Below are 13947 nucleotides of genomic sequence, written 5' to 3'. Positions count from 1 at the left end.
GGAACAATCAAGATGGTTGAGCGCGCATCCTCCCTGGCGCTGCCCGAGAACCGCGTGGTCCAGGTGGACGACCTGAGCGTGAATTTCGTGTCGTCCGAGCGTACGGTGCAGGCCGTGCGCAACCTGTCGTTCCACGTCGACCGGGGCGAGACCCTGGCCATCGTGGGCGAGTCGGGTTCGGGCAAGTCGGTGACCTCGCTGTCGCTGATGCGCCTGGTCGAGCACGGCGGCGGCCGCCTGGCCAGCGGCCGCATGGTCCTGCGCCGCCGCAACGGTTCGATCATCGACCTGGCTGGCGCCAGCCAGCGCGCCATGCGCGGCGTGCGCGGCGCCGACATGGCGATGATCTTCCAGGAGCCGATGACCTCGCTGAACCCGGTGTTCACGGCCGGCGACCAGATCGCCGAATCGATCCGCCTGCACCAGGGCATGGACGGCGCCGCCTCGCGCGCCGAGGCCCTGCGCATGCTGGAACAGGTGCGCATCCCCGAAGCCCGTTCCGTGATGGACCGCCACCCGCACCAGTTGTCGGGCGGCATGCGCCAGCGCGTGATGATCGCCATGGCGCTGGCCTGCAAGCCCGCGCTGCTGATCGCCGACGAGCCGACCACCGCGCTGGACGTGACCATCCAGGCCCAGATCCTGCAGCTGATCCGCCAACTGCAGGAAGAGATGCACATGGGCGTGGTGTTCATCACCCACGACATGGGCGTGGTGGCCGAAGTGGCCGACCGCGTGCTGGTGATGTTCCGCGGCGACAAGGTCGAGGAAGGTCCGTCCGAACAGATCTTTGGCGCGCCCCGGCATCCGTATACCAAGGCCCTGCTGTCGGCCGTGCCGCGCCTGGGCGCGATGCAGGGCACCGACCTGCCGGCGCGCTTCCCGCTGCTGCACGTCGAGGACGAGGTCCAGGTGCCCGAGCCCGCCACACAGGTGGCGCCGTCGGCTTCCAAGACCCCGGTGCTCAGCGTGCGCGACCTGGTCACGCGCTTCGACCTGCGCGGCGGCATCCTGAGCCGCGTGCAGCGCCGTGTGCACGCCGTCGAGCACGTCAGCTTCGACCTGTACCCCGGCGAGACGCTGTCGCTGGTCGGCGAGTCCGGCTGCGGCAAGTCCACCACCGGCCGCTCGCTGCTGCGCCTGGTCGACAGCCAGTCGGGCAGCATCCAGTTCGGTGGCCGCGACATCGTGAAGCTGCGTCCGGCCGAGCTGCAATCGCTGCGCCGTGACATCCAGTTCGTGTTCCAGGATCCCTTCGCCTCGCTCGATCCGCGCGTCACCGTGGGTTTCTCCATCATGGAGCCGTTGCTGGTGCACGGCGTGGCCCGTGGCAAGGAAGCCGAGCGCCGCGTGGCGGAACTGCTGGACCGCGTCGGCCTGCCGCGCGACGTGGCCGACCGCTATCCGCATGAGTTCTCGGGCGGCCAGCGCCAGCGCATCTGTATCGCGCGCGCCCTGGCCCTGAACCCGAAGGTGGTGATCGCCGACGAATCCGTGTCCGCGCTGGACGTGTCCATCCAGGCGCAGATCGTCAACCTGCTGATCGACCTGCAGCGCGACCTGGGCATCTCGTTCCTGTTCATCTCGCACGACATGGCCGTGGTCGAGCGCGTCAGCCACCGTGTGGCGGTGATGTACCTGGGCCAGATCGTCGAGATCGGCCCGCGCCGCGCCATCTTCGAGAATCCGCAGCACCCGTACACCAGGAAGCTGATGGCGGCGGTGCCCATCGCCGACCCGGCTCGGCGCCATCGCAAGCGCACCTTGTTGTCCGACGAGATTCCCAGCCCCATCCGCAAGCTCGGTGACGATCCGCTGGTCGAGCCGCTGGTGGCCGTGGGTCCCGATCACTTCGTGGCCCGCCACAGCATCGGCGGCGCTTACTGATTTTTCTTGCAGTCCTCATCCACCACATCGACCCGTCCGCAAGACAGGAGCCTTACATGAAATTCGTATCGCGCCCCACCAAGATCATGGCCGCTGCCGCGCTCGCCTTTGGCGTGCTGGCCTCGCCCATGGCGATGGCCGCCAAGGATGTGACCCTCGCGGTCGCCATCGCGCTGGAAACGCTTGATCCCTACAACACCAACAGCACCCTGAACCAGGCGGCCGGCAAGGCCTACTACGAAGGCCTGTTCGAGTTCGACAAGGACCTGAAGATCCAGAAGGTCCTGGCCACCGACTACAGCGTCTCCGAAGACGGCCTGGAGTACACCTTCAAGCTGCGCCAGGGCGTCAAGTTCCAGGACGGCACCGACTTCAACGCCGAAGCCGTCAAGATCAACTTCGACCGTCCCGCCAATCCGGACAACCGCCTGTCGCGCTACATCCAGTTCAGCGTGATCAAGCAGATCGACGTCATCGATCCCTACACCGTCAAGATCACCCTGAAGAAGCCGTTCTCGGCCTTCATCAACGCGCTGGCCCACCCGGCCGCCATGATGATCTCCCCCACCGCTCTGAAGAAGTGGGGCAAGGAAATCGGTTTCCACCCCGTGGGCACCGGCCCCTTCGAATTCGTCGAGTGGAAGCCCGCCGAGTACCTGAAGGTCAAGAAGTTCGACGGCTACTGGAAGAAGGGTTACCCGAAGATCGATACCCTGACGTTCCGCACCGTCACCGACAACAACACGCGCGCCGCCGTCGTGCAGACGGGCGAAGCCCAGTTCGCCTTCCCGGTGCCGTTCGAGCAAGCCTCGGTGCTGGCCAAGAACGACAAGATCGAACTGGTCGACCACAAGAACTCGATCATGGCGCGCTACCTGTCGATGAACGTGCAGCAGAAGCCGTTCGACAACGTCAAGGTCCGCCAGGCCGTCAACTACGCCATCAACAAGCAGGCGCTGGCCAAGGTCGCCTTCGCCGGCTATGCCACCCCGGTGGACGGCGTGGTGCCGCAGGGTGTGGACTTCGCCACCAAGATCGGCCAGTGGCCCTACGACGTCAAGAAGGCCAAGGAATTGCTGGCCGAAGCCGGCTACCCCAACGGTTTCGAGAGCACGCTGTGGTCCGCCTACAACGACGGTACGTCGGTGAAGGTCGTCCAGTTCCTGCAGCAGCAACTGGCCCAGGTCGGCATCAAGGTGTCGGTCGAAGTGCTGGAATCCGGCCAGCGCGTGCAGCGCGTGCAGCAGGTGCAGAAGCCTGAAGACGCCAAGGTCCGCATGTACTACGCGGGCTGGTCGTCGTCGACCGGCGAGGCCGATTGGGGCCTGCGTCCGCTGCTGACCACCGCCGCCTTCCCGCCGGTGCTGAACAACGTGTCGTACTACTCGAACAAGCAGGTCGACGAGAACATCGCCAACGCGCTGGCCACGACCGACCGCGCCGCCAAGACCAAGCTGTACGACGACGCGCAGAAGACGATCTGGAACGACGCCCCTTGGGCCTTCCTGGTGACGCAGAACAACCTGTACGCGCGTTCCAAGAACCTGACTGGCATCTACGTCGAACCCGACACCTCGTTCTGGTTCGGCGACATCGACCTGAAGCAGTAAACCCGCGAGCAGTAAAAACCGCGAGCCGTAAACCCGCGAGCTGTAAATTCGCGTTATGCCGCGTCGGCCGGGGCTGTTGCCCCGGCCGACGCCGCAGGAATTCTCAATGTTCACCTACATCGTCAAACGTCTACTGGGCATGATCCCCACGCTGCTGCTGGTGGCCGTGGTCGTGTTCCTTTTCGTGCACATGCTGCCGGGCGATCCCGCCCGCCTGGCCGCCGGCCAGGACGCCGACCAGACCACCGTCGAGCTGGTCCGCCAGGAGCTCGGCCTGGACCTGCCCCTGCCGCAGCAGTTCGTGCGCTACTTCAGCCACATGCTGCAGGGCGATCTCGGCGTGTCGCTGCGCAGCAAGCGCCCGGTCGCCACCGAAATCGCCGACCGCTTCATGCCCACCCTGTGGCTCACGCTGGCCGCCATGGCCTGGTCCGTGGCCTTCGGCATGATCATCGGCATCGTGTCCGCCGTGTGGCGCAACAAGTGGCCCGACCGCCTGGGCATGACGTTGGCGGTGTCCGGCATCTCGTTCCCGGCGTTCGCGCTGGGCATGGTGTTGATGCAGGTGTTCTCGGTCGAGCTGGGCTGGCTGCCCACCGTCGGCGCCTCGACCTGGCAGCACTACATCCTGCCGTCCATCACGCTGGGCGCGGCCGTGGCCGCGGTCATGGCCCGCTTCACGCGCGCCTCGTTCGTCGAGGTCATCCAGGAAGACTTCGTGCGCACCGCGCGCGCCAAGGGCCTGTCCGAGCGCGTGGTGGTGACCAAGCACACGCTGCGCAACGCGCTGATCCCGGTGGTCACCATGATGGGCCTGCAGTTCGGCTTCCTGCTGGGCGGCTCCATCGTGGTCGAGACCGTGTTCAACTGGCCCGGCCTGGGCCGTCTGCTGGTCGACGCCGTCACCCAGCGCGACTATCCGGTGATCCAGGGCCTGGTGCTGCTGTTCTCGCTGGAATTCATCCTGATCAACCTGATTGTCGACGTGATGTACGGCGTCATCAATCCCAGCATTCGCTACAAGTGAGGGCGGGCATGAGCAATATCGAAACCGCCTCGGCCACCACCGACGCCGCCGCCGCTCCCGGCGCGGCCCCCGCCGTGGCCGCCCAGGCCGCGGTGCGTACCCCGGCCACCGAGTTCTGGCGCAAGTTCCGCAAGCAGAAGCTGGCGCTGGGCGCCGGCCTGTTCGTGCTGCTGCTGGTCGTGGCCGCGGTCTTCGCGCCCTGGCTGGTGCCGTTCGACCCCGAGAACTTCTTCGACTACGACGCCCTGAACGCCACGCCGTCATGGACGCACTGGTTCGGCGTGGATTCGCTGGGCCGCGACATCTTCAGCCGCGTGCTGATGGGCGCCCGCATCTCGCTGGCCGCCGGCTTCCTGTCGGTGGCCATGGGCGCGGTCGTGGGCACGCTGATGGGCCTGATGGCCGGCTACTACGAAGGCTGGTGGGAGCGCATCACGATGCGCATCTCCGACGTGCTGCTGGCCTTCCCGGGCATGCTGCTGGCCATCGGCGTGGTCGCCATCCTGGGGTCGAGCATGGTCAACGTGATCGTGGCCGTGGCCGTGTTCAGCGTGCCGGCCTTCGCGCGCCTGGTGCGCGGCAACACGCTGGCCATCAAGCAGATGACCTACGTGGAGGCCGTGCGCAGCGTGGGCGCGTCCGACTGGACCATCATCATGCGCCACATCCTGCCGGGCACCATCTCGCCCATCGTCGTGTACGGCACCATGCGTATCGGCACCTCGATCATCACGGCGGCCAGCCTGTCGTTCCTGGGCATGGGCGCGCAACCGCCCACGCCGGAATGGGGCGCCATGCTGAACGAAGCCCGCGCCGACATGGTGCTGTCGCCCCACATCGCGATCTTCCCCGCGCTGGCGATCTTCCTGACCGTGCTGGCCTTCAACCTGCTGGGCGACGGCCTGCGCGACGCGCTGGATCCCAAGATCGACCGCAAGTGACCGGGCTGCGCGGCGCCCTCGTGGCGCACGCCGTCCCGCGGCCATCATGCTGCCGGCCGGCCCCGGCGGGGCCGGCCTTTCTTTTTCCGGAGACCGTGCGGCAACGCCCGGGTGATTCATGCAGGACGCTTCCCTAACCCAGCCGCGCATCGGCGTGCGGCCTTCCGGCCCGCGCGATGCGATCAGCGACGTGCCGGGCGTGACTGTCGGCCACTACACCCTGGCCGACGGCGCGCTGCAGACCGGCGTGACCGTGGTGCGTCCGCACGCGGGCGATCCCTACCGCGACAAGGTGCCGGCCGCCGCGACCATCCTGAACGGTTTCGGCAAGACCACCGGCCTGGTCCAGGTGGCCGAGCTGGGCGTGCTGGAAACCGACATCGCCCTGACCAATACCTTCGGCGTGGGCACGGTCGCCAATGCGCAGATCCGCCACGCCGTGGCCGCCAACCCCGAGATCGGCCGCGGCCTGCCCACGGTGAACCCGCTGGTGTTCGAGTGCAACGACGGCTACCTGAACGACATCCAGGCGCTGGCCGTTACCGAAGCGCATTACCGCCAGGCGCTGGCCGCCGCGTCGGCCGAATTCGCGCAGGGCGCCGTGGGCGCCGGCCGCGGCATGTCCAGTTTCTCGATGAAGGGCGGCATCGGCTCGGCCTCGCGCGTGGCCGAGGTGCATCCGGGCCAGCGCTATACGGTGGGGGCGCTGGTGTTGTCCAACTATGGCCGCCTGCCCAACCTGACCGTGGCGGGCCGGCCATTCGGCCGCCTGCTGGCCGAGCGCATGGACCGCCAGACCGCCGCGCCCGCGGCCATGCCCGAACCGGAGAAGGGCTCGATCATCCTGCTGATCGCCACCGACGCGCCGCTGGACGCGCGCCAGTTGCGCCGCCTGTCGCTGCGCGCCGGCGCCGGCCTGGCCCGTACCGGCTCGGTGTTCGGCCACGGCAGCGGCGACATCGCGCTGGCCTTCGGCACGGCCTATACGGTGCCGCATCTGGCCGAGCGTGGCATGCCGACGGTGCCGATGCTGCACGAGACCCGCATCGATCCGCTGTTCGAGGCGGCGGCCGAGGCCAGCGAACAGGCCATCGTCGCCGCGCTGTGGCATGCGGAAAGCGTGACGGGCCGCGACGGCCATACGCGCCGCGCGATCCGCGAAGTGGCGCCCGAGTGGCGCCGCTGGCTGGCGGATACGCAGCTTTGAAAGTTGGCCGCGGCGCCGGGGCAGGGCGCGCCGCAAGCAAATACCTACTACCGAGTCCCTCATGAAAATCCTGATTTCCACCGACATCGAAGGCGTCGCCGGCGTCTTCCACGGCGAGCAGATCCGCGCCGGCAACGGCGAGTACGAACGCGCGCGCGCCTGGATGACGGGCGAGGCCAACGCGGCCGTGCAGGGCGCCTTCGCGGGCGGCGCCACCGAGGTGCTGGTCAATGATTCGCACGGCGGCTTCCGCAACCTGCTGCCCGACCAGATCGACGAGCGCGCCCGCCTGGTGCTGGGCAAGCCCCGCTACCTGGGCATGATGGGCGGCCTCGAAGAGCAGTGCGATGCCGTCTTCATGATCGGCTATCACAGCCGCGCGCAAGGCCGTGGCGTGCTGGCGCACACCATCAACAGCTTCGCCTTCGCGCGCGTGTTCCTGAACGGCATGGAGCTGGGCGAGGCCGGCCTGTATGGCGCGTTGGCCGGCGAACTGGGCGTGCCGGTGCTGCTGGCCACGGGCGACAACGTCTTCATCGAGGAGACCACGCCGCTGTTTCCGGGCGCCCGGTGGGTGCAGACCAAGGTGGCGCACGGGCAGGGCAGCGGCGTCACGCTGTCGCCCACCGCGTCGCGCCGGGCCATCGCCCAGGCGGCCGAGGCCGCGGTGCGCGAGGCCCTGGGCGGCGCCGGCCAGGCGGTTCCTTTCCGCATCCCCGGCCCGATAGAATGCCGTCTGCAGACCCAGGGTTCGGCGCTGGCCGACCTGTTCTGCATGTGGCCGACGCTCGAGCGCGTCGACGGCGTCACGCTGCGCTTCACGGTCGACAGCGTGCAGGCCGCGATCCGCACGCTCAATAGCCTGGCGGCCATGTCCTTCATGTTGCGCTGAGGATTCTCCATGTCATCCATCCCGACCCGTCTTGCCGACCTGCGACAGGCCATGCGCCGCCGCGGGCTGGACGCCTGCATCGTGCCGTCCGCCGATCCGCACCTGTCCGAGTACCTGCCCGAGCGTTGGCAGGGCCGGCGCTGGCTGTCGGGCTTCACCGGCTCGGTGGCCACGCTGGTGGTCACCGAGCAGTTCGCGGGTCTGTGGGTGGACAGCCGCTACTGGGTGCAGGCCGAGGCCCAATTGGCCGGCACGGGCATCGAGCTGATGAAGATCGCCGCGGCCAACCAGCCCGGCCACGTCGCCTGGCTGGCGGCCAACCTGCGCGCCGGCCAGACGGTGGGCGTCGATGGCCAGGTGCTGGGCCTGGCGGCCTGGCGCGGGCTGTCCGCCGCGCTGGCCCCGGCGGGCATCGCCCTGGACATCCAGGCCGACCTGCTGGAAGACATCTGGGCGGACCGTCCCGGCCTGCCGAGTGCGCCGGTGTACGAGCACCAGCCGCCGCAGGCCGTCGAGTCGCGCGCCGAGCGCCTGGCGCGCGTGCGCGACGCCATGGACCAGTATGGCGCGGATGCCCATCTGGTGTGCACGGTGGACGACATTGCCTGGATCTTCAATCTGCGCGGCGCCGATGTCGAGTACAACCCCGTGTTCCTGGCGCACGCCCTGATCGGCCATGATTACGCGGCGCTGTTCGTCGGCGCGGGCAAGATCGATGACACCCTGCGCGCGGCCCTGGCCGCCGATGGGGTCGACGTGCTGCCCTACGAGCAGGCCGCCGAGGCGCTCGGCTCGCTGGAAGCCGACCAGACCCTGCTGATCGATCCCGCGCGCGTCACCTGCGGCGTGTTCCACCTGATGGATCCCGCGGTGCAGCGTTCAGAGGGCATCAATCCCTCCACGCTGTTCAAGTCGCGCAAGAGTGACGAGGAACTCTCGCACGTACGCGCCGCGATGGAGCAGGACGGCGCCGCGCTGGCCGAGTTCTTTGCGTGGTTCGAAGGCGCGCTGGGCCACGAAACCATTACCGAAATCACCGTGGACGAGCGCATCACCGCTGCGCGCGCCCGCCGTCCCGGTTACGTGTGTCCCAGCTTCGGCACCATCGCCGGCTTCAACGCCAACGGCGCCATGCCGCACTATCGCGCCACGCCCGAGTCGCACGCCGTCATCGAGGGCGACGGCCTGCTGCTGATCGATTCCGGCGGCCAATACGTGGGCGGCACGACCGACATCACCCGCGTGGTGGCCGTGGGCACGCCCACCGCCGACCAGAAGGCGGACTTCACCGTGGTGCTCAAGGGCATGATCGCGCTGTCCCGCGCCGCTTTCCCCAGCGGCATCGCCTCGCCCATGCTGGACGCCATCGCCCGCGCGCCCATCTGGGCCAGCGGCGCCGAATATGGCCATGGCACAGGCCACGGCGTGGGCTACTTCCTGAACGTGCACGAGGGCCCGCAGGTCATCTCGTACCGCGCGGCCCCGGGCCCGCACACGGCCATGCAGCCGGGCATGATCACCTCCAACGAGCCCGGCCTTTATCGTCCGGGGCGCTGGGGCGTGCGCATCGAGAACCTGGTGGCCAACCGGGTGTGGCTGGACGGCGAGTTCGGCGAATTCCTGTGCTTCGAGACGCTGACGCTGTGCCCGATCGACACGCGCTGCATCGAACTTTCCCTGCTGAACGCCGAGGAAATCGCCTGGCTCAACGACTACCACGCCACGGTGCGCCGCCGGGTGTCGCCGCTGGTGCAGGGCGAGGCGCTGGATTGGCTGATCAAGCGGACGGAAGCGCTGGCTGCGTAAGCGGGTGGGGTGGTTTGTGGGCAATCTGAGTTCTTGAGACGCCCGCGCAGGGCAATGGGGCCGAGCCGGCCAAGTCGGCGGGCTCGGGCGCGCCACGGGGCGCCCTCGGTCCCGCTGCGCGGGACTGCCCCTTCTCCAATTGGCCGGCTCGGCCCCATTGCCCTGCGCGGGCTCGCGGTGTCTTCATTCCGTCGACGTTGACCCACACCGATCCGCTCCGGTTTGCGGTGTTGTCGTCTGGCCTGCGTCCGTTCCCGCCGGCCCGCGTCGATTCGCGGTGTGTGTCTCGATGACCTCCGCTCCACCGACCCGCGCCCGCCCGTAATGTCCCCGTTCGACGACGCACGTCCCTGTACCCGACCCTAGGCGCGATTGAACCGACGGTGCTCCTTGAGAAAGTGGGCCGATTGCCACGCCGAGGGCCGGCGGCCAAGCCGGCGTCGTGGGGCATGCCATTGCTGTGAGTCCTTGGTGGGGTGGGGGCAGTGGGGCGGCCAATTGGAGGCGGGGCAGTCCCGCGCAGCGGGAGCGAGGGCGCCTGCTGGCGCGCCCGAGCCCGACGACTTGGCCGGCCCACTGCCCCCACCCCACCAAGGATGCCCTACGAAGAACCCCCAACCGTTGTAAGCAACAGTACCCCTCCCGGGTTTCTACGTAGATTTTCACCGACGTTCGGTATAATCCAAATTTCCCGCTAGCACCCGCGGGGATGCAAACCTGCTGGGTGCCCATCACGATGACCAAATACGTATTTGTCACCGGCGGCGTCGTCTCTTCCCTGGGCAAGGGAATCGCCGCCGCCTCGTTGGCCGCCATCCTGGAATCCCGCGGCCTGCAGGTCACGATGCTCAAGCTGGATCCGTACATCAACGTCGATCCGGGCACCATGAGCCCCTTCCAGCACGGCGAGGTCTTCGTCACCGAGGACGGCGCTGAAACCGACCTGGACCTGGGCCACTACGAGCGCTTCATCTCGGCCAAGATGCGCAAGGTGAACAACTTCACCACCGGCCAGATCTACGAATCGGTGCTGCGCAAGGAACGCCGTGGCGACTACCTGGGCAAGACCGTCCAGGTCATTCCGCACATCACCAATGAAATCCAGGACTTCATCGCGCGCGGCGCGGACGCCGCCTGGAATGGCAACACCGACGTGGCCATCGTCGAGATCGGCGGCACCGTCGGCGACATCGAGTCGCTGCCCTTCCTGGAAGCCGCCCGCCAGATGAGCCTGCGCATGGGCCGCAACAGCGCCGCCTTCGTGCACCTGACGCTGGTGCCGTACATCGCATCGGCCGGTGAACTGAAGACCAAGCCCACCCAGCACTCGGTGCAGAAGCTGCGCGAGATCGGCATATACCCGAACGCGCTGCTGTGCCGCGCCGACCGCCGCATTCCCGACGACGAGCGCGCCAAGATCTCGATGTTTTCCAACGTGCCGCTGGATGCCGTCATCTCGGTGTGGGACGCCGACTCGATCTACAAGATTCCCGCCATGCTGCACAAGCAGGGCGTGGACAACATCGTGTGCGAAGCCCTGGGCCTGACTCCGCCGCCGGCCGACCTGTCCATGTGGGACAACCTGGTCGACGCGCTCGAGCATCCGCAGGAAGAAGTGCTGATCGGCATGGTGGGCAAGTACGTCGACCTGACCGAGTCGTACAAGTCGCTCAGCGAAGCCCTGGTGCACGCCGGCATCCATACGCGTTCGAAGGTGCGCATCGAGTACATCGACTCGGAAGACATCGAGACGCGCGGCACCGACCAACTGAAGCACCTGGACGCCATCCTGGTGCCGGGCGGTTTCGGCAAGCGCGGCACCGAGGGCAAGATCGCCGCCATCCGCTTCGCCCGTGAAAACGGCGTGCCCTACCTGGGCATCTGCCTGGGCATGCAACTGGCCGTGATCGAATTCGCGCGTCACGTCGCCGGCCTGGGCGGCGCCAACAGCACCGAGTTCGATCCCTCCGCGCCGCACCCGGTGGTGGCCCTGATCAGCGAGTGGATGGACCGCGAAGGCAACGTCGAAAAACGTGACGACAAGTCTGATCTGGGCGGAACCATGCGCAAGGGTGCGCAACGTTGCCCGGTCAAGGCCGGCACGCGCGCGCAAAGCATCTACGGCAACGAAGTGAACGAGCGTCACCGCCATCGTTACGAAGTCAACAACGTGTATGCGCCGCGCCTGGAAGAGGCCGGCCTGGTCATCAGTGCGCGCACGCCCACCGAAAACCTGCCCGAAATGATGGAACTGCCCAACCACCCGTGGTTCGTGGGCGTGCAGTTCCACCCCGAGTTCACCTCGACCCCGCGCGACGGCCACCCGCTGTTCTCCAGCTACATCCGGGCGGCGCTTGACAACAAGTCGCGTCGTACCAAGGAGGCATGATGCAACTGTGCGGATTCGAAGTCGGCCTGGATAAGCCGTTTTTCCTGATTTCCGGCCCGTGTGTGATCGAGTCGCGCCAGATGGCGTTCGACACCGCAGGCCGCCTGAAGGAAATCACCAGCAAGCTGGGCATTCCTTTCATCTACAAAAGCTCGTTCGACAAGGCCAACCGCAGTTCGGGTTCGTCTTTCCGCGGACCGGGCATGGACGAAGGCCTGCGCATCCTGGCCGACGTGCGCGACCAGCTTGGCGTGCCCGTGCTGACCGACGTGCACGACACGCCGCAGGTCGAGCCCGTGGCCGCCGTGGTGGACGTGCTGCAGACGCCGGCCTTCCTGTGCCGCCAGACCGACTTCATCCGCGCGTGCGCCGCCACGCTCAAGCCCGTCAACATCAAGAAGGGCCAGTTCCTGGCGCCGCACGACATGGTGCAGGTAGTGAACAAGGCCCGTGAGGCCGCGCGCGAAGCCGGGGGCGACGGCAGCAACGTCATGGTGTGCGAGCGCGGCGCCTCGTTCGGCTACAACAACCTGGTGTCCGACATGCGTTCGTTGGCCATCATGCGCGAAACCGACTGCCCGGTGGTGTACGACGCCACGCATTCGGTGCAACTGCCCGGCGGCCAGGGCACTTCGTCGGGCGGCCAACGCGAATTCGTGCCGGTACTGGCACGCGCGGCCGTGGCCGTGGGCGTGGCGGGCCTGTTCATGGAAACCCACCCCGATCCGGCCAAGGCCATGTCGGACGGCCCCAACGCCGTGCCGTTGGACCGCATGGCCGAATTGCTTGCCTCGCTGGTCGAAATCGACCGCGTCACCAAGCGCAACGGCTTTCTCGAAAACCAATTCTGAATCCGACCATCGTTCTGGGAACATAAAGACATGAGTGCTATCGTCGACATCATCGGCCGCGAGATTCTCGACTCGCGCGGCAACCCCACCGTCGAGTGCGACGTGCTGCTGGAATCCGGCGCCATGGGCCGCGCCGCGGTGCCGTCGGGTGCGTCCACCGGCACCCGCGAAGCCATCGAGCTGCGCGATGGCGACAAGGGCCGCTATCTGGGCAAGGGCGTGCTGCGCGCCGTCGAGAACGTCAACACCGAGATATCCGAAGCGCTGATGGGCCTGGATGCCCAGGAGCAGACCTTCGTCGACCGCACCCTGATCGAACTGGACGGCACCGACAGCAAGCAGCGCCTGGGCGCCAATGCCATGCTGGCCGCCAGCATGGCCGTGGCCCGCGCCGCCGCCGACGAATCCGGCCTGTCGCTGTACCGCTACTTCGGCGGCAGCGGCCCCATGAGCATGCCCGTGCCGATGATGAACGTCATCAACGGCGGCGCGCATGCCAACAACACGCTGGACCTGCAGGAATTCATGATCCTGCCGGTGGGCGCCGCCAGCTTCCGCGAATCGCTGCGTTGGGGCGCGGAAGTGTTCCACATGCTGAAGAAGCTGATTCACGACCAGGGCATGTCGACCGCCGTGGGCGACGAGGGGGGGTTCGCCCCCAACGTGGCCAACCACGAAGCCGCCATCCAGTTGATCCTGAAGGCGATCACCGAGGCCGGCTACGAGCCGGGCACGCAGATCGCCCTGGGCCTGGATTGCGCCAGCTCGGAATTCTTCCGTGACGGCAAGTACACGCTGGCCGGCGAAGGCGGCGTGTCGCTGTCCTCGCAAGAGTTCGCCAACCTGCTGGCCACGTGGTGCGACAAGTACCCGATCATCTCGATCGAAGACGGCATGGCCGAGAACGACTGGGACGGCTGGAAGCTGTTGACGGACCAACTGGGCAAGAAGGTGCAACTGGTGGGCGACGACCTGTTCGTCACCAACACCCGCATCCTGCGCGAAGGCATCCAGAAGGGCGTGGCCAACTCGATCCTGATCAAGATCAACCAGATCGGCACGCTGACCGAGACCTTCGCGGCCATCGAGATGGCCAAGCGCGCCGGCTATACCGCCGTCGTGTCGCACCGTTCCGGCGAGACCGAGGACTCGACCATCGCCGACATCGCCGTGGCCACCAACGCCATGCAGATCAAGACGGGTTCGCTGTCGCGTTCGGACCGCATGTCCAAGTACAACCAGTTGCTGCGCATCGAGGAAGAGCTGGCCGAAGTTGCGTCTTACCCCGGCATCGAGGCGTTCTACAACCTGCGTTGACGCGTGACGGCGCCGCTGCC

General features: G+C 67.3%; 10 protein-coding genes. All 10 read left to right on the top strand.

The genetic code is table 11. The features are described from left to right. The first annotated feature begins 12 nt into the window (after window positions 1-12). The 10 genes from A6745_RS09850 (at window position 13) to eno (ending at window position 13927) form a co-directional block, all read left to right on the top strand. Window positions 13-1887, top strand: coding sequence for a dipeptide ABC transporter ATP-binding protein (locus A6745_RS09850; RefSeq protein WP_066126392.1), 1875 nt, complete (start codon window positions 13-15; stop codon window positions 1885-1887). A gap of 56 nt (window positions 1888-1943) precedes the next feature. After that, complete coding sequence (gsiB, locus tag A6745_RS09845; RefSeq protein WP_066126390.1) at window positions 1944-3497, top strand: glutathione ABC transporter substrate-binding protein GsiB; 1554 nt, start codon at window positions 1944-1946, stop codon at window positions 3495-3497. A gap of 106 nt (window positions 3498-3603) precedes the next feature. Continuing rightward, entirely contained in the window at window positions 3604-4524 is a 921-nt protein-coding gene (gene gsiC, locus A6745_RS09840) for a glutathione ABC transporter permease GsiC (RefSeq protein WP_066126387.1), read from the top strand. A gap of 8 nt (window positions 4525-4532) precedes the next feature. Beyond that, window positions 4533-5465 carry a glutathione ABC transporter permease GsiD gene (gene gsiD / locus A6745_RS09835; protein WP_231885960.1) on the top strand — a complete coding sequence of 311 codons (933 nt, stop codon included), beginning with the start codon at window positions 4533-4535 and terminating at the stop codon, window positions 5463-5465. Window positions 5466-5583: 118 nt separating this feature from the next. Beyond that, window positions 5584-6672, top strand: coding sequence for a DmpA family aminopeptidase (locus tag A6745_RS09830; protein ID WP_066126385.1), 1089 nt, complete (start codon window positions 5584-5586; stop codon window positions 6670-6672). A gap of 61 nt (window positions 6673-6733) precedes the next feature. Then, entirely contained in the window at window positions 6734-7564 is an 831-nt protein-coding gene (locus A6745_RS09825; protein WP_066126383.1) for a M55 family metallopeptidase, read from the top strand. 9 nt (window positions 7565-7573) lie between these two features. Next, on the top strand, window positions 7574-9370 hold the full coding sequence (locus tag A6745_RS09820; protein WP_066126379.1) for an aminopeptidase P family protein: 1797 nt from the start codon (window positions 7574-7576) through the stop codon (window positions 9368-9370). Window positions 9371-10106: 736 nt separating this feature from the next. Beyond that, window positions 10107-11759, top strand: a complete 1653-nt coding sequence (locus tag A6745_RS09815) for a CTP synthase (protein ID WP_066126374.1) — start codon at window positions 10107-10109, stop codon at window positions 11757-11759. After that, complete coding sequence (gene kdsA, locus A6745_RS09810; protein ID WP_082852998.1) at window positions 11756-12610, top strand: 3-deoxy-8-phosphooctulonate synthase; 855 nt, start codon at window positions 11756-11758, stop codon at window positions 12608-12610. Before A6745_RS09815 ends, kdsA begins: the two co-directional genes overlap by 4 nt. Window positions 12611-12640: 30 nt before the next feature. After that, window positions 12641-13927 (top strand): phosphopyruvate hydratase, encoded by a 1287-nt coding sequence (gene eno, locus A6745_RS09805; protein ID WP_066126371.1) that lies wholly within the window; start codon window positions 12641-12643, stop codon window positions 13925-13927. Window positions 13928-13947 lie beyond the last annotated feature (20 nt).

Source organism: Bordetella ansorpii (assembly GCF_900078705.1).
GTDB classification, from domain to species: domain Bacteria; phylum Pseudomonadota; class Gammaproteobacteria; order Burkholderiales; family Burkholderiaceae_B; genus Bordetella; species Bordetella ansorpii_A.
Note: the sequence above shows the minus strand (reverse complement) of the source record. Positions and strands in the feature narration are given on the sequence as shown.